We start from the raw sequence: 16,368 nt of genomic DNA, 5'->3' as shown, positions 1-16,368 counted from the left end.
CCACGGAGAAGACGGAGTGTCATTGAAATTTAATCGTTTAGCGTCGCCATCGCCTTGCCGTTTCCCTATATGAATGCGACAACACCCTCGAATCTCAATATGGAGGCACATCCGTGGAACAGGCAGAAATCGGCCTTATCGGGCTCGGCGTCATGGGCTCTAACCTCTCCCTCAACATCGCCGAAAAAGGCAACAAGATCGCCGTCTTCAACCGGTCTCCGGAAGCGACCCGCAAGTTCTACGCCGAAGCCGGCGAACTGCAGGGCCAGGTTATCCCTTGCGAGACACTCGAAGAATTCGTCGCCGCCATCCGTCCGCCGCGGCCGATCATCATCATGATCAAGGCCGGCGACCCGGTCGATCAGCAGATGGAGCTCCTGAAGCCTTATCTCTCAGCCGGCGACATCATGATCGATGCCGGCAATGCCAATTTCCGCGATACGATGCGCCGCTTCGACAATCTGAAAGACTCGAGCCTGACCTTCATCGGCATGGGCGTATCGGGCGGTGAAGAGGGTGCGCGCCACGGCCCGTCGATCATGGTCGGCGGCACCGAGGACAGCTGGAAGCGCGTCGAGAAGGTGCTGACCTCGATCTCGGCCAAGTTCAACGACGAGCCCTGCGTCGCCTGGCTCGGCGAAAACGGCGCCGGCCATTTCGTCAAGACCATCCATAACGGCATCGAATATGCCGACATGCAGATGATCGCCGAAATCTACGGCATCCTGCGCGATGGCCTCGGCATGAGCGCGTCCGAAATCGGCGACGTGTTCGGCAAGTGGAACGAGGGCCGCCTGAACTCCTATCTGATCGAGATCAGCCAGACGGTTCTGAAGGCCGCCGATCCGATCACCGGCAAGCCGATGGTCGATCTGATCGTCGATGCCGCCGGCCAGAAGGGCACGGGTAAGTGGTCGGTCATCGAAGCCCAGAACATGGGCGTTGCCGCAACCGCCATCGAAGCCGCCGTCGCCGGCCGCATCCTGTCGTCCCAGAGAACCGAACGCCTCGCTGCCGAAAAGATCTTCGGCCTGCCGAAGGTCGCGGAAGCGCCGAAGGACAAGGCGGCCTTCATCGCCGACCTCGAAAGCGCGCTGCTCGCCGCCAAGATCGGCGCCTATGCGCAGGGCTTCGCGGTCATGGCTGCGGCGTCGGTCGAATATAACTGGAACCTGCCGATGCCGACGATCGCCAAGATCTGGCGCGCCGGCTGCATCATCCGCTCGGCCTTCCTCGACGAGATCACCTCGGCCTTCACCAAGGACCCGCATGTGGCGAACCTGATCGTCACGCCGGCCTTCGCGCAGATGGTCAAGGATACCGACGCCCCATTGCGTCGCGTCGTGTCCTACGCCGCTCTGTCGGGCCTGCCGGTTCCGGCGCTCGCTTCGGCGCTCTCCTATTTCGATGCCTATCGTCGCGGCCGCGGCACGGCGAACCTCATCCAGGCGCAGCGGGACTTCTTCGGCGCCCACGGCTTCGACCGCCTCGACGGCGTCGACAAGCACCACGGCCCGTGGGGCAGCGGTCTGAGCGAGTTCGCCTGATTTTCATCGGTATGACGAAAAATGCCCGCCGGATCCGGCGGGCATTTTTGTTTTCGGTCCCTAGTTTTTAGGCCTTAGTCCTTGGGCGCCATCTTCGACCAGACGGGGCTTGCGACGCTCTGCAGCAGTTCGGGACCGACGCCGTCGATGCGTGCCATCAGGGCCTTGGCGAGCTCCCGTCCCGCCTGGCGGATATCCTCGCTCACCGTATAGATCTCCGGCCGGATCCAGTTGAGGAAATCGGCCGACTGTTTCGATACAATGTCGACGTCGTGCCCCAGCTTCTTGCCCGCGGCCTCGATCCCGGCCACCAGTGCGATCGTCGCCGATCCGCTGATCGAGATGATCCCGTCCGGAGGCTCGGCCGCGCGCATCATGCGTTCCGCATAGGCGCGGGTTTCTTCGAGTGGCGTCTCGCTGGTCACCCGGCCCATCGGCACTTCGGTAGCACCAAAATCGGCAAGCCCGCGTTCGAAGCCGATGCGGCTGTGGACGTAGAACGAGAAGCGGCTTCCCGGCGACAGAAACGCGATCCTCCGGCGGCCTTTTTCCACCAGCTTGCGGACGGCCTGATAGGCGTAAGCCTCATTGTCGTAGTCGTGATAGGGATGGATTATCCCCATGTCGGTGCGACCGTGGGTAACGAACGGCAGGTTGCGCTCCGTCATCAGTCGTACCCGCGCGTCGTCGGGCTCGATGCGTGAGATAATCACTCCGTCGGCCGAGCCGGTATCGAGGATATAGCGCACCGGCACCATCGGGTCCTTCTGGAAGGAATGCGGCGTCACCACGAGGTGATATTGCGTGCCGCCCAGCACTTCGGAAATGCCATGCACCATCTGGCTGGTAAAGCCCATCAACTCCTCGTCGATGCTGAGCACCAGCGCGATGACATTGGTCTTGCCGGTTCTGAGGCGCACGCCGGCGCGGTTCGGCTGATAACCGAGCTGGTTGGCGATGAGGCGGACGCGTTCCTTGGTGTCGGCGCCGATATCCGGCGCATCCTTCAGCGCACGCGAGACCGTGGTGATGCCGAGGCCCGTCATATAGGCGATCGTTTTCAAGGTAGGACGTTCACGGACCGCCGTCTGCGTTCCGCCCGTCTTTGATCTTCCGCTATCGTCCATTGTTTGCCGTCGCTGCCCGAGTCAGTTGCCCACTATAAAGGGCTGAAGCTTGCCCGGAAACGTCGCGACACCTCCCTTGTCCTCCACTCGAAATCAATAACTGAAACGATACAGGTAAAAAGTCGAGTGGAATTTTGATCAATGCCAGAGTTCCATAGCCTTGGGTTGTACAACGCATATGCGAAATGGATTTGTGCAGGCGCGAATGCTAGGTTTCCTGATATTGCCCGTTATGTCGGACACACCGGGCAATATTGCTAGGAATTGACAGAGCTTCGGCGTCGCCGATACCTCTCTGGATTCTTCTTAAGATTGTATTTTCGCGACTCCAGAATTTTTTCTCCCAAAACAGGTTGCGTGACATGGGGGATTGCCTTACGTTTTTACGGCAACGTTTCAGTGAGGGAGGAGACTCATGAATATTCGTTCTATGGCGGCTGTTCTTGCCGCAACCGTGATGCTGCCGTTAGGCGCGGCTCATGCCACAGATCTCGAAGTCACCCATTGGTGGACGTCCGGAGGCGAGGCTGCCGCAGTCGCGGAACTCGCCAAGGCTTTCAACGCAACCGGCAACAAGTGGGTTGACGGCGCGATTGCCGGCTCCGGCGGCACCGCCCGCCCGATCATGATCAGCCGTATCACCGGCGGCGATCCGATGTCGGCCACCCAGTTCAACCATGGCCGCCAAGCCGAGGAGCTGGTCCAGGCAGGCCTGATGCGCGATTTCACCGATCTCGCCAAGAAGGAAGGCTGGGACAAGATCGTCCGTCCCGCGGGCCTGCTGAAATCCTGCACGTTCGAGGGCAAGATCTACTGCGTGCCGCTCAACATCCATTCCTGGCAGTGGCTGTGGCTTTCCAACGACGCCTTCAAGAAGGCGGGCGTTGCGGTTCCGAAGAACTGGGACGAGTATGTCGCAGCCGCTCCGGCGCTTGAAAAGGCCGGCATCGTGCCACTCGCAGTCGGCGGCCAGGCCTGGCAATCGACCGGTCTGTTCGCCGTGCTGACGGTCGCGATCGGTGGCAAGGAGATTTACCAGAAGGTCTATGGCGACAAGGACGCAAAGGTCGCGGCCGGTCCGGAAATGGCCAAGGTCTTCAAGGCGGCCGACGATGCCCGCAAGATGTCGAAGGGCACCAACGTCCAGGACTGGAACCAGGCCACCAACATGGTGATCACCGGCAAGGCCGGCGGTCAGATCATGGGTGACTGGGCGCAGGGCGAATTCCAGCTTGCCGGCAAGAAGGCCGGCGTCGATTATACCTGCCTGCCGGGCCTCGGCGTCAACGAGGTGATCTCGACGGCCGGCGACGCCTTCTACTTCCCGGTCCTCAAGGACGCGGCGAAGACGAAGGCACAGGAAGCGCTCGCCTCGACGCTGCTCGACGCCAAGACGCAGGTCGCCTTCAACCTCAAGAAAGGCTCGCTGCCGGTGCGTGGCGACGTCGATCTTGCGGCCGCCAACGACTGCATGAAGAAGGGTCTCGAAATCCTCGCCAAGGGCAACGTCGTCACCAGCACCGACCAGCTGATCACGCAGGATACGCAAAAGCAGCTGGAAGACCTGATGTCGCAGTTCTTCGCCAATACGTCGATCACGGCCGAGGAAGCCCAGAAGCGCTTCGTCGCCATTTTCTCCAAGGCCGGTTGATCCGACAGACAGCGATCCAACAGCCGGCTCCGCGTCCGAGAGGGGCGGGGCCGGTGGTGGCTTGCTTCCGGCAGCCTTTGTTATCCAGAGGAGTTGACCATGGCGGCGCATACTCAGCCCGGCCGACCCAACCAGTTGTTCCGCAATCTCAATTCGAAGATTGCCTCGATCCCGATGATGCTGACGGCCGTGGTGATCTTTCTCGGCGGCACGATCTGGACCGTTGTTTATTCCTTCACCAATTCCAAGCTCCTGCCACGCCTGTCCTTCGTCGGCCTGGAGCAGTATGAGCGGCTCTGGGATACGCCGCGATGGATCGTCTCGATCCAGAACCTGGCGACCTACGGATGCCTGTCGCTGATCTTCAGCCTGACGATCGGTTTCCTGCTGGCGGCGCTGATGGACCAGAAGATCCGGTTCGAAAACACGTTCCGGACGATCTTCCTCTATCCGTTCGCGCTGTCCTTCATCGTCACAGGCCTTGTCTGGCAATGGATCCTCAACCCGGAATTCGGGGTGCAGTCGGTGGTCCGTTCGCTCGGCTGGACGAGCTTCACCTTCGATCCGCTCTACAACTCCGACATCGTCATCTACGGCATCCTGATCGCCGCGCTGTGGCAGGGGACGGGGCTCGTCATGTGCCTGATGCTCGCCGGGCTTCGCGGCATCGACGAGGACATCTGGAAGGCCGCACGCGTCGATGGCATCCCGATGTGGAAGACCTATCTGTTCATCATCATCCCGATGATGCGGCCGGTCTTCGTCACCACGCTGGTCATTATCGCCAGCGGCATCGTCAGGATCTACGACCTTGTCGTGGCACAGACGAGCGGCGGCCCCGGCATCGCCTCCGACGTGCCGGCCAAATACGTCTACGACTACATGTTCTTCGCCCAGAACCTCGGCCAGGGCTTTGCCGCATCCACGATGATGCTGCTCGCCGTCGCCATCATCATCGTGCCCTGGGCCTATCTCGAATTCGGAGGACGCAAGCGTGGATAAATCGCTCACGATGCCCGCCATCTCCAATCCGGCCGGTTCCCGGCTGGAAACCGGACCGCAGGGGAAACGCCCCCGCAAAACGCTCTCGTCGCGCAATATCATCGTCTATGGCGCGCTCGGCCTTGCGGCAATTTATTACCTTATTCCTCTCTATGTGATGGTCGTCACCTCGCTGAAGGGCATGCCGGAAATCCGCCTCGGCAACATCTTCTCGCCGCCGATGGAGATCACCTTCGAGCCCTGGGTGAAGGCCTGGGCGCAGGCCTGCACGGGCTTGAACTGCGACGGTCTTTCGCGTGGCTTCTGGAATTCGGTCCGGATCACCGTGCCATCGGTGATCGTGTCGATCGCGATCGCCTCGGTGAACGGTTATGCGCTTGCCAACTGGCGGTTCAAGGGTTCGGAGATCTTCTTCACGATCCTGATCGTCGGCGCGTTCATTCCCTATCAGGTGATGATCTATCCGATCGTCATCGTGCTGCGCGAAATGGGCCTCTACGGCACGCTCTACGGCCTCATCCTGGTGCATTCGATTTTCGGCATGCCGATCCAGACGCTGCTGTTCCGCAACTATTTCGTCTCGCTGCCGGAAGAACTCTTCAAGGCCGCGCGCATCGACGGGGCGGGGTTCTGGCAGATCTATTTCCGGATCATGCTGCCCATGTCGCTGCCGATCTTCGTCGTCTCGATGATCCTGCAGACCACCGGTATCTGGAACGACTTCCTGTTCGGCGTGGTGTTCACCCGGCCGGATACCTACCCGATGACCGTGCAGCTCAACAATATCGTCAACTCGGTTCAGGGCGTGAAGGAATACAACGTCAACATGGCGGCGACGCTGTTGACGGGTGCGGTTCCGCTGATCGTCTATTTCGTTTCCGGCCGGCTTTTCGTCCGCGGCATCGCGGCCGGCGCAGTCAAAGGATAAGCCTGATGCTCAACAATGTTTCCGCGCGCACTCAGAGCAGCGTTTCCATCCGCGAACTGTCGCTGTCCTTCGGCTCGGTGAAGGTGCTCGAAAATCTCAACCTCGACATCCAGGACGGCGAGTTCCTGGTCCTGCTCGGCTCGTCCGGCTGCGGCAAGTCCACGCTGCTGAACTGCATCGCCGGCCTTCTGGAGCCCACCGAAGGCCAAATCTTCATCAAGGACAAGAACGTCACCTGGGAAGAACCCAAGGACCGCGGCATCGGCATGGTGTTCCAGTCCTACGCACTCTATCCGCAGATGACGGTGGAAAAAAACCTCTCCTTCGGCCTGCGCGTCGCCAAGGTTCCGAAGGACGAGATCGATCGCCGCGTGGCACGCGCCTCCGGCATCCTGCAGATCGAACCGCTGCTGAAACGCAAACCCTCCGAACTCTCCGGCGGCCAGCGCCAGCGCGTCGCGATCGGCCGTGCATTGGTGCGCGACGTGGATGTCTTCCTGTTCGACGAGCCGCTGTCGAACCTCGATGCGAAGCTGCGCTCGGAACTGCGCGTCGAGATCAAACGGCTGCACCAGGCGCTCAAGAACACGATGATCTACGTCACCCACGACCAGATCGAGGCGCTGACGCTGGCCGACCGCATCGCCATCATGAAGAGCGGCGTCATCCAGCAGCTCGACGATCCGGTGACGATCTACAACCGGCCGAAGAACCGTTTCGTCGCTGGCTTCATCGGCTCGCCGTCGATGAACTTCCTGAACGGTGAGCTGGCGGAGGAGGGCGGCCATACCGTCTTCAAGACCAATGGCGTCAGCTTCTCGCTCGACGGTTACGATGCTTACGAGCCGCTGAAGGGCGGACGCAAGGTCATCCTCGGGGTCCGTCCGGAACACATCAAGGTGGATGGCGACATCGCCGGCGGCGAAGTGCATGAGGCGATCGTCGATATCGAGGAGCCCATGGGCGCCGACAACCTGCTCTGGCTGAAGCATGCCGGTCACGTGATGTCGGTTCGCATCGGCGGCGCACGGCGTTACGCCGTCGGTGCCAAGGTGCGCCTCGCCTTCGACATGACCATGGCCTCGCTGTTCGATGCAGAGACGGAAGAGCGCATCTGATGTTTTCGTCGAGCCAGTTGCAGGTGGGCCGATCGCCCTTGGGGCAATTGTCGTTGCGGCAGGTAATACCCCCCTCTGTCCTGCCGGACATCTCCCCCACAAGGGGGGAGATCGACTCGTGGCAAAGTCTCGCCCTCTTCGAGGCTCACGGTCGAAGTGACTCGGGCGCGCCCAGCCAATCTCCCCCCTTGTGGGGGAGATGCCCGGCAGGGCAGAGGGGGGCTGCTCCGGCACGCCCTGAATTTTGCGGGCGGGCATCCTAATGGATATCGACCTCTCCGGCCCCTGGCAGCTCGCATCTGCCGACGGAACGCATCGCACGGGGATGCCGATCCCCGGCGACATTCATACTGCGCTGAAGACGGCCGGCATCATCCCCGACCCCTATTTCGGCCGCAACGAGAACGACGTCCAATGGGTCGCAAACGCAGACTGGACGATCGAGCGGCGTTTCACGCTCGATGATCCGGCCGGTTCCTGGTATCTCGACATCACCGATCTCGATACGGTCGCGACCGTCTTCGTCAACGACATCCCGGTGCTTGAGGCAGACAACTGCTTCCGCCGTTACAGGCCGGACGTATCGAAGGCGCTGAAGGCTGGCGAGAACACGATCCGCATCCTTTTCCATTCCAGCATCGCGGAAGGGGCGGCGCGGCAGGCGCGGCAGCCCTTCTACATTCCTTATTCCAAAACCAATTCGCCGATCCCGAACGGCAATATGCTGCGCAAACCGCAATGCCATTTTGGCTGGGACTGGAATGTCGCTTTGGCGCCACTCGGCCTCTACGGCGAAATCGCCCTGAAGAGGCTCGATACCGCCCGTATCGAACATGTCGTCACCAGCCAGAGACATGAGGCGGGCGCGGTCGATCTCGTAGTCAGCGTGACGTTCCATGCCGAAGGGCAGGGCGTGCTGCCGGTGTTCTTTTCGCTCGGTGAAGAACGGGTCCGGCTCGATTGTGGCGTGCGCGCCGGCGAGACGGTCGTTAGCCACGTCTTCCACGTCGAAAACCCGAAACTCTGGTGGCCTTCGGGCAGTGGCGAGCAGGATCTTTACGACCTGAAGGTGGGCACCCCGACAGAATCCGTCACCCGCAGGATCGGCCTCAGGACCGTCGAACTGCTGACCGATCCGGACGAAGCAGGCAGCCGTTTCGCCTTCCGTATCAACGACCGCGAGATCTTCTGCCGCGGCGCCAACTGGATCCCCGCCGACGCGCTGTTTTCTCTCTCGAGCCGGGAGAAAACCGAGGATCTGCTGCGCTCCGCCATCGACGCCAACATGAACATGATCCGCGTCTGGGGCGGCGGTTTTTATGAGGCGGACTGGTTCTACGATCTCTGCGACCAGCTCGGCCTGATGGTCTGGCAGGATTTCCAGTTCGCCTGCAACCTCTATCCCTCGACGACCGATTTCCTCGAAAACGTCGCGGCGGAAGTCGATTATCAGGCCCGCAGGCTGATCTCGCATCCCTCCATCGTGCTCTGGTGCGGCGACAACGAACTGGTCGGTGCGCTGACATGGTTTCCGGAATCCCGCGAGAACCGCGACCGTTACCTGGTCTCCTACGACCGGCTGAACCGGGTGATCGAACAGGCCCTGAGCAAAGCCGCGCCCGACGCGATCTGGTGGCCGTCCAGCCCTGCGTCCGGTTATCTCGACTACGGCGACGCCTGGCATGCGGATGGTTCGGGCGACATGCATTACTGGTCCGTCTGGCACGAGAACAAACCGTTCGCCGATTACCGCTCCGTTCGCCCGCGCTTCTGCTCTGAATTCGGCTTCCAGTCCTATACCTCGCTGCCGGTCATCGAGACCTATGCTGCGCTCAAGGACATGAATATCGCCTCGCCGGTCATGGAACACCATCAGAAGAATGCCGGCGGCAACGAGCGCATTGCTGGCACGATGTTCCGCAATTTTCGCTTCCCGACCGATTTCGCCAATTTCGTCTATCTGAGCCAGGTACAACAGGGATTGGCGATCAAGACTGCCGTCGATTTCTGGCGGTCGCTGAAGCCGCACACCATGGGTGCGCTCTACTGGCAGCTCAACGACACCTGGCCGGTGGCTTCGTGGTCGAGCCTCGATTATGGCGGCAGCTGGAAGGTGCTGCATTACATGGCACGGCGCTTTTTCCAGCTCGTGGCTGTCGCTGCGATTCTGTCGGACGACGGCCGCGAAATTCGCTTCTCGGTCGTCAATGACACAGCGGAAGATGTGACGGCGACGCTCAACCTGTCGCTGCTGACCCTCAGGGGCTATCGTAGCTCGCTTCGGAGCCTCGAAGCTCGCTGCACGCCGGATGCCGCAGTTACCGTGCTCACCTTGCCGGCCGCGGATGTTCCGGATGGAACGATCCTCGCCTGGACCTTCACCGCATCGAACGGCATGGGCGGCGAGGGGCATCATGTCCCGGGCAATTACAAGGCTTTGGAGCTTGAACCGGCCGGCCTCGAGCTTCTCGTATCTCCGTCCGATGACAGCGCCTTCGAGCTCAAGATCACTGCCCAGGGCCTGGCCCTTTTCGTGCTGGTCGAGAGTATCACGCCCGGCCGTTATTCCGACAACGCCTTCGATCTCGCCGCTGGCGAAAGCCGCAGCATCCGCTTCACGCCCGCCGAACCGACGGACGCGACCCCGCAATTCCGCATCTACGACCTCTATTCCTGCCAGGCAGCAGGTTGAGGTCTTTATCAAGGAGGAACACCATGACGAAACTCGGTTTTCAGCTTTATTGCGCCCGCAATTTTCCGCCGCTTTCCGATGTCCTGAAAAAGGTTGCCCAGGCGGGTTATACCGAGGTGGAAGGTTTTGGCGGTATCTATGCGACGCTCGACGAAGCAGGCCTGAAGGCGCTCAAGGGTGATCTCGATGCCAACGGCCTGACCATGCCGACCGGTCATTTCGGCATCGACCTTCTCGAAAAGGAGCCGGAACAGGCGCTGCTGATCGCCAGGACGCTCGGCGTCCAAGCGATCTATTGCCCGCATCTCATCGCCGAGCAGCGCCCGACCGATGCCGCCGGCTGGTTCGCTTTCGGCCAGCGGCTGCAGAGTGTCGGCAAACGGTATTGGGATGCCGGCTACACGTTCGGCTGGCACAACCACGACTTCGAGTTCAAGGCGCTGCCGGACGGCTCGACGCCTCAGGAACAGCTTCTTGCCGGCGGGCCGGATCTTGCCTGGGAAGCGGACATCGCCTGGGTCATCCGCGGCGGCGCCGATCCGTTTGCCTGGATCGAGAGCTATGCCAAGCGGATCACCGCCGTTCACGTCAAGGACATCGCGCCGGCCGGCGAGAACAAGGATGAGGACGGCTGGGCCGATGTCGGCCACGGCACCGTTCCATGGAAGGACCTGATGGCGGCGCTGAAGAAGACCTCCGCAAAACACTACGTCCTCGAACACGACAATCCGAAGGATCTCGACCGGCTGCTGACGCGCTCGATCGCTTCCTTCAAGACCTATTGATCACAGCATTTTCGGAGTTTTCCATGCCCAAGGAACTTGGCGTCGGCATCATGGGATGCGGCAATATTTCCACCACCTACTTCAAGCTGTCGCCGCTCTTCAAAGGCCTGAAGGTTCTCGCCTGCGCGGATCTCAATGAGCAGGCAGCCGCAATGCGCGCCGAGGAATACGGCGTCAAGGCGCAGTCGATCGAGCAGATGCTTGCCAATGACGAGCTCGACGTGATCGTCAACCTGACCATCCCGGCGGCGCATTTCGCAGTCTCGAAAGCGATCCTCGAAGCCGGCAAGCACGTCTACTCGGAAAAGCCCCTCGTGATCACGCTGGAGGAAGGCAAGGCGCTGCAGGCGCTCGCCAAGGAGAAGGGCCTGTCGGTCGGTTGCGCGCCGGACACGTTTCTCGGCGGCGCGCACCAGCTCGCCCGCAAATATATCGACGAGGGCGGCGTCGGGCGCATCACCTCCGGCACCTGCCACGTGATGAGCCCGGGCATGGAAATGTGGCATCCCAATCCGGGATTCTTCTTCCTCGAAGGCGGCGGGCCGATCCTCGATCTCGGGCCGTATTACATCGCCAACCTGATCAACCTGATCGGTCCGGTGAAGCGGGTCGGCGCACTCACCTCCATGGCGAGCCCGACGCGCAACGTCACCAGTGAGGGACCGTTCAAAGGACAATCGATCCCGGTCGAGACGCCGACCAACATCCATGCGCTGCTCGAATTCGTCAGCGGCGCGACGATCACGCTCTCGGCAAGCTGGGATGTCTGGTCGCACCGCCATGCCAATATGGAGCTCTACGGCACCGAGGGCTCGATCTTCGTGCCCGATCCGAACTTCTTCGGCGGCACCGTCGAGGCGAGCGGCCGCAACAAGGACATTCAGCCGCTGGAGCCCTGGGATCATCCCTTCGGCATCAACAATCAGGAACATCCGCAGGGGCCACGCGCCAACTATCGCACGGCGGGTCTGGCGGACATGGCGATGGCCCTGATCGAAGGCCGCGATGCCCGCTGCTCGCTGGAGCGCACGCTCCACGGCGTCGACGTGATGACCTCGATCCTGAAATCCGGCGAGGAAGGGCGGTTCATCGAACTTTCGACCACCTGCACCCAGCCGGCGGCGCTCGGCATCGACGAGGCGCTGGCGCTTCTGCGCTGATCGGTTATGAATGCGGCGCGCACGGCTTGAGACCAGGTGCGCCGCATTTCATTCGGAGGAAACGATCATGACCTGGCAACCAGCGTCCAACCGCTACGAAACCATGAAGTACAACCGCTGCGGCCGTTCGGGACTAAAACTCCCGGCGATCTCGCTCGGCCTCTGGCACAATTTCGGCGACGACACGCCGCATGACCGCAAGGTCGCGATCGCCCGCAAGGCCTTCGACCTCGGCATCACCCATTTCGACCTTGCCAACAATTACGGCCCGCTGCCCGGCAGCGCCGAGACCGCTTTCGGACAGATCCTGCGCGAGGATTTCAAGGGTTTTCGCGATGAACTGATCATCTCGTCGAAGGCCGGTTACAACATGTGGCCCGGCCCCTATGGCGAATGGGGCAGCCGCAAATACCTGATCTCCTCCTGCGACCAGAGCCTGAAGCGCATGGGTCTCGACTATGTCGACATCTTTTATTCGCATCGCTTCGACCCGGATACGCCGCTCGAAGAGACCTGCGGCGCTCTCGATCATATCGTCCGCTCGGGCAGGGCGCTCTACGTCGGCATCTCGTCCTACAATTCAAAACGCACCCGGGAAGCGACGGCGATCCTGAGGCAACTCGGCACGCCTGTTCTCATCCACCAGCCGAGCTATTCGATGATCAACCGCTGGGTCGAGGAAGACGGACTGCTCGATACGCTGGAAGAGCTGGGCATCGGTTCGATCGTCTTTTCGCCGCTCGCGCAAGGCATGCTGACCTCGAAATATCTCGGGGGCATTCCGGAGGGCAGCCGCGCCGCGCAGGGCAAGTCGCTGCGGCCGGCCTTCCTGAACGACCGGAACATCGCCAACCTCAAGGCGCTCAACGCAATCGCCGAAAAGCGCGGCCAGACGCTGGCGCAGATGGCGCTCGCATGGGTCCTGCGCGGCGGCCGCGTGACCACGGCGCTGATCGGCGCGAGCCGCCCGGAACAGGTCGAGGATTGCGTCAAGTCGCTCGACAATCTGGAGTTCACGGCAGCCGAACTCGCCGAGATCGACACCTATGCCAAGGATGCGGACATCAACCTCTGGGCCAAGTCGGCCGAGCGGGCAGGGCCGCAACGCTAATCCCCATGCCCGGTGGCAAACGCCGCCGGGCATTTTCATGTGTCACTGGGAGGAAGACAGGACATGATCCACAACCCCATCCTGCCGGGCTTCAATCCCGATCCGTCCATCTGCCGCGTCGGCGAGGATTATTATATCGCCACCTCGACCTTCGAATGGTATCCCGGCGTACAGATCCATCACTCTCGCGACTTGGTGAACTGGACGCTGGTGCGTCGGCCGCTGGAGCGGGCGAGCCAGCTCGACATGCGTGGCAATCCCGACAGCTGCGGCATCTGGGCGCCGTGCCTTTCCTATTCCGACGGGCTGTTTTTCTTGGTCTATACGGACGTCAAGCGCTTCGACGGCAATTTTAAGGACGCCCACAATTACATCGTCACCTCGCCGAGCATCGAGGGCGAATGGTCAGATCCGATCTACGTGAATTCCTCCGGTTTCGATCCGACGCTCTTCCATGACGACGACGGCCGCAAGTGGTTCCTCAACATGCAGTGGAACCACCGCACCGAGAGTTACGGCGGCGCGCCGAAACATCCGGCCTTCGACGGCATCCTGCTGCAGGAATGGGATTTCGAGACGAAGGCGCTGAAAGGCCCGATCAAAAACATCTTTGCCGGCAGCCCGCTCGGCCTGGTCGAGGGAGCGCATGTCTTCAAGCGCAACGGCTGGTATTACCTGACGACCGCCGAGGGTGGCACGGGCTACGACCATGCCGTCACCATGGCCCGCTCCCGCTCGATCGACGGGCCGTACGAAATGCATCCACAGACACATCTGATCACATCCAAGGACCATCCGAAGGCCGTGCTGCAGCGCGCCGGCCATGGGCAGTATGTCGAAACGCCGGATGGTGACGCATACCACACCCATCTCTGCGGCCGGCCGCTCGCCCCGAAACGCCGCTGCACGCTCGGCCGGGAGACCGCGCTGCAGCGCTGCATCTGGGAGGACGACTGGCTCTATCTCGCCCAGGGCGGCGTTGTACCGGATGTCGAGGTGCCTGCACCGGGCGATGCCAGGCGTATCGAGAGGCCCGCTCGCATCGAGCGCACTTTCGAGGATTTGGCCCTGCCGCCGGAATTCCAGTGGCTGCGCACGCCGCATCCGGAACGTCTGTTCAGCCTGGCCGACCGCCCAGGGCATCTGCGCCTTTTCGGCCGCGAAAGCATCGGTTCCTGGTTCGAGCAATCGCTGGTCGCCCGCCGCCAGGAGCAGCATTCCTTCCGGGCGGAGACGGTGGTCGATTTTTCACCCGACACCTATCAGCAGGTCGCCGGCCTGACCCACTATTACAATCGCCACAAGTTCCATTCGCTGGTGGTAACCCTGCACGAAAAGCTCGGCCGGGTCGTGACGATCTTCTCCTGCCCCGGTGATTTCCCGCATGGGCGCATGAGCTTTCCGGCCGGAAGCGGCGTTTCCGTCCCCGATGGGCCGGTGCATCTCGCCATGGAGATCCGTGACAACGACCTGCAATTTCTCTGGCGCGCCGGCGGCTCCAACGAGTGGCAGGAACTCGGCCCCAAACTCGATGCCGGCGTCATCTCGGACGAAGGCGGCCGCGGCGAACACGGCTCCTTCACCGGCGCCTTTGCGGGCATGTTTGCCTTCGATACGTCGGGGCGAGCAAGGACGGCGGATTTCGGCCGTTTCGTTTATGAGGCGCTAATAGTCGATCCAGAACATCAAAAAATTACAACAACTCCATAATTTCATTACCGAAATGTAATGCGGCAATTCACATACGGTTCATCATTCGGGTCCTAGTTTCCGGGCGTGGTCAACACGAGGAGACACCCGATGAAGAAGTTCTTTGCAATCCTTCTTTCCGCAACCGTGCTTGCTGCTCCGCTTGCCGCCCAGGCGCAGGATCGTCATTCCGGTCCGGAGCGGACCAGGACCGTGACCCGCACGGTGACGGTTCAGAAGAAGGTCGTGGTCGTGAAGCCGCGTTGGTCGAAGGGGCATCGCATGACGGCCGCCGAGCGTCGCCGCATGGCGGAGATCCGGGATTACCGCCGTTACCGCCTGTCGGCCCCGCCGCGCGGTTATCACTGGGTCAAGGTCGACAACGACTTCCTGCTGGTCGGCGTCGCAAGCGGCGTGATTTCGAGCTTCATCGCGGCTCGCTGAGAAAGATCGGCCTGCGGGGGTATTTGCCTTCCCTCCCGCAGGCCTCACACATTCGCCGCTATGCGACCGGCGATCGTGTTTCTCGGTGCCTGATCTCAGGTCCCTTGCGACAGGCATTCCTTCATCGAGCGGGCAAGTCCCCGCATCAGTTCGAAATAAAGGCCGGGACCCGACTTCAGCGTCGCTGCTTCCGGATCGAGCGTGCCCGAGCGGGCAGGCGTGCCTTCGGTCACGACCGCCACAAGCTTCGGCTCGAACTGCGGTTCGGCGAAGACGCAGGTGGCGCCTAGTTCCTTCACCTTCTTGTGGATTTGGTCCACGCGTTCGGCCCCGGGCATGGTCTCCGGGCTGACGGTGATCGACCCCGCGACGCTCACTCCATAACGATGCTCGAAATATTGATAGGCATCGTGGAAGACGATGAAAGGTCTGTCCTTGACCGGAGCGATCGTCGCCTTGAGCTCGGTATCGAGCGCGTCGATGTCCTTCATCAGCGCGGCGCCGTTTGCCTGATAGGCGGCGGCATTCGCCGGGTCGGCACTGACCAGCGTCTTTTCGATTTCCGCCGCCATCGCCTTGGCATTCATCGGATCGAGCCAGAGATGCGTGTCGAAGCCGCCGTGATCATGATGGTCATCGTCGTGGTCCGCGTGATCGTCGGCGGGCTGGTCATGGTCGCCATGTGGATGGTCGTCATCTTCGTGTGCCTCCGCCGCTTCATGCCCGTCGTCATGGGCCTCGAAGGCGCCGCTTTCGCGGAACGACAGTTTTTGCAGTCCAGGTGCATCCTCAAGCTCGACCACCGTTGCCGAGGCCGCCAGCGCATCCAGGGGCTTTTCGAGAAAGGCCTCGATGCCGGGGCCGACCCAGAAGATGACGTCGGCGCCTTCGATGGCAGCTGCATTGGAGGGCTTCAGCGAGAACGTATGTGGCGAAGCGGCGCCGTCGACGATCAGTTTCGGCTCGCCAACGCCCTTCATGATCGAGGCGACGAGCGAGTGGATCGGCTTGATCGAAACCACCACGTCCGGCGCTGCAAAGCCGGGGCCGGCGCCTGCGGAAAACACCACGGCGGAGAGGAGGGAGATCGAAGCGAGTTTCATGCCACGTCCTT

The 16,368-nt window shown here is 61.5% G+C and carries 13 protein-coding genes; 11 read left to right on the top strand and 2 right to left on the bottom strand.

Annotated features, from left to right (window positions below):
- Nucleotides 1–113: 113 nt before the first annotated feature.
- Nucleotides 114–1,547, top strand: a complete 1,434-nt coding sequence (gnd, locus tag ABCW43_RS00635) for an NADP-dependent phosphogluconate dehydrogenase (RefSeq protein ID WP_345921674.1) — start codon at nucleotides 114–116, stop codon at nucleotides 1,545–1,547.
- A 74-nt stretch (nucleotides 1,548–1,621) separates the two neighbouring features.
- Here gnd and ABCW43_RS00630 read toward each other — a convergent pair whose 3' ends face one another.
- Nucleotides 1,622–2,674: a LacI family transcriptional regulator gene (locus tag ABCW43_RS00630; RefSeq protein WP_345921673.1), complete on the bottom strand. Its 1,053-nt coding sequence runs from the start codon at nucleotides 2,672–2,674 to the stop codon at nucleotides 1,622–1,624.
- Nucleotides 2,675–3,089: 415 nt separating this feature from the next.
- Here ABCW43_RS00630 and ABCW43_RS00625 point away from each other — a divergent pair, with 415 nt between their 5' ends.
- The 10 genes from ABCW43_RS00625 to ABCW43_RS00580 all read left to right on the top strand — a co-directional run bounded on the left by ABCW43_RS00625 (nucleotide 3,090) and on the right by ABCW43_RS00580 (nucleotide 15,254).
- A complete protein-coding gene (locus ABCW43_RS00625; RefSeq protein ID WP_345921672.1) occupies nucleotides 3,090–4,325 on the top strand; it encodes an ABC transporter substrate-binding protein in 1,236 nt (411 codons plus the stop codon).
- Between the two features lie 99 nt (nucleotides 4,326–4,424).
- A complete protein-coding gene (locus tag ABCW43_RS00620) occupies nucleotides 4,425–5,327 on the top strand; it encodes a carbohydrate ABC transporter permease (RefSeq protein ID WP_007760323.1) in 903 nt (300 codons plus the stop codon).
- 10 nt (nucleotides 5,328–5,337) lie between these two features.
- Nucleotides 5,338–6,255: a carbohydrate ABC transporter permease gene (locus ABCW43_RS00615; RefSeq protein ID WP_345923267.1), complete on the top strand. Its 918-nt coding sequence runs from the start codon at nucleotides 5,338–5,340 to the stop codon at nucleotides 6,253–6,255.
- A 5-nt stretch (nucleotides 6,256–6,260) separates the two neighbouring features.
- Entirely contained in the window at nucleotides 6,261–7,373 is a 1,113-nt protein-coding gene (locus ABCW43_RS00610; RefSeq protein WP_345921671.1) for an ABC transporter ATP-binding protein, read from the top strand.
- A 262-nt stretch (nucleotides 7,374–7,635) separates the two neighbouring features.
- On the top strand, nucleotides 7,636–10,065 hold the full coding sequence (locus tag ABCW43_RS00605; protein WP_345921670.1) for a beta-mannosidase: 2,430 nt from the start codon (nucleotides 7,636–7,638) through the stop codon (nucleotides 10,063–10,065).
- 23 nt (nucleotides 10,066–10,088) lie between these two features.
- Nucleotides 10,089–10,850 carry a sugar phosphate isomerase/epimerase family protein gene (locus ABCW43_RS00600; RefSeq protein WP_345921669.1) on the top strand — a complete coding sequence of 254 codons (762 nt, stop codon included), beginning with the start codon at nucleotides 10,089–10,091 and terminating at the stop codon, nucleotides 10,848–10,850.
- Nucleotides 10,851–10,873: 23 nt separating this feature from the next.
- Entirely contained in the window at nucleotides 10,874–12,010 is a 1,137-nt protein-coding gene (locus ABCW43_RS00595) for a Gfo/Idh/MocA family protein (protein WP_345921668.1), read from the top strand.
- A 67-nt stretch (nucleotides 12,011–12,077) separates the two neighbouring features.
- Complete coding sequence (mgrA, locus tag ABCW43_RS00590; RefSeq protein ID WP_345921667.1) at nucleotides 12,078–13,121, top strand: L-glyceraldehyde 3-phosphate reductase; 1,044 nt, start codon at nucleotides 12,078–12,080, stop codon at nucleotides 13,119–13,121.
- A gap of 63 nt (nucleotides 13,122–13,184) precedes the next feature.
- On the top strand, nucleotides 13,185–14,831 hold the full coding sequence (locus ABCW43_RS00585) for a glycoside hydrolase family 43 protein (protein WP_345921666.1): 1,647 nt from the start codon (nucleotides 13,185–13,187) through the stop codon (nucleotides 14,829–14,831).
- 90 nt (nucleotides 14,832–14,921) lie between these two features.
- Nucleotides 14,922–15,254 (top strand): RcnB family protein, encoded by a 333-nt coding sequence (locus ABCW43_RS00580; protein ID WP_345921665.1) that lies wholly within the window; start codon nucleotides 14,922–14,924, stop codon nucleotides 15,252–15,254.
- Between the two features lie 95 nt (nucleotides 15,255–15,349).
- On the opposite strand, the gene ABCW43_RS00575 is transcribed toward ABCW43_RS00580, so the two are convergent.
- Nucleotides 15,350–16,357 carry a zinc ABC transporter substrate-binding protein gene (locus tag ABCW43_RS00575; RefSeq protein WP_345921664.1) on the bottom strand — a complete coding sequence of 336 codons (1,008 nt, stop codon included), beginning with the start codon at nucleotides 16,355–16,357 and terminating at the stop codon, nucleotides 15,350–15,352.
- Between the last annotated feature and the right edge of the window lie 11 nt (nucleotides 16,358–16,368).

Source organism: Neorhizobium tunisiense, from assembly GCF_039631515.1.
Taxonomy (GTDB): Bacteria; Pseudomonadota; Alphaproteobacteria; order Rhizobiales; family Rhizobiaceae; genus Neorhizobium.
The sequence above is the reverse complement of the archived record's forward strand: the minus strand, read 5'-3'. Positions and strand labels throughout refer to the sequence as shown.

Coding starts and splice junctions, on each gene's coding strand:
- ABCW43_RS00620 (WP_007760323.1), top strand. CDS start 4,425: ATGGCGGCGCATACTCAGCCCGGCCGACCCAACCAGTTGTTCCGCAAT.
- ABCW43_RS00575 (WP_345921664.1), bottom strand. CDS start 16,357: ATGAAACTCGCTTCGATCTCCCTCCTCTCCGCCGTGGTGTTTTCCGCA.
- ABCW43_RS00595 (WP_345921668.1), top strand. CDS start 10,874: ATGCCCAAGGAACTTGGCGTCGGCATCATGGGATGCGGCAATATTTCC.
- ABCW43_RS00580 (WP_345921665.1), top strand. CDS start 14,922: ATGAAGAAGTTCTTTGCAATCCTTCTTTCCGCAACCGTGCTTGCTGCT.
- ABCW43_RS00605 (WP_345921670.1), top strand. CDS start 7,636: ATGGATATCGACCTCTCCGGCCCCTGGCAGCTCGCATCTGCCGACGGA.
- ABCW43_RS00625 (WP_345921672.1), top strand. CDS start 3,090: ATGAATATTCGTTCTATGGCGGCTGTTCTTGCCGCAACCGTGATGCTG.
- ABCW43_RS00630 (WP_345921673.1), bottom strand. CDS start 2,674: ATGGACGATAGCGGAAGATCAAAGACGGGCGGAACGCAGACGGCGGTC.
- ABCW43_RS00610 (WP_345921671.1), top strand. CDS start 6,261: ATGCTCAACAATGTTTCCGCGCGCACTCAGAGCAGCGTTTCCATCCGC.
- mgrA (WP_345921667.1), top strand. CDS start 12,078: ATGACCTGGCAACCAGCGTCCAACCGCTACGAAACCATGAAGTACAAC.
- ABCW43_RS00585 (WP_345921666.1), top strand. CDS start 13,185: ATGATCCACAACCCCATCCTGCCGGGCTTCAATCCCGATCCGTCCATC.
- ABCW43_RS00600 (WP_345921669.1), top strand. CDS start 10,089: ATGACGAAACTCGGTTTTCAGCTTTATTGCGCCCGCAATTTTCCGCCG.
- ABCW43_RS00615 (WP_345923267.1), top strand. CDS start 5,338: ATGCCCGCCATCTCCAATCCGGCCGGTTCCCGGCTGGAAACCGGACCG.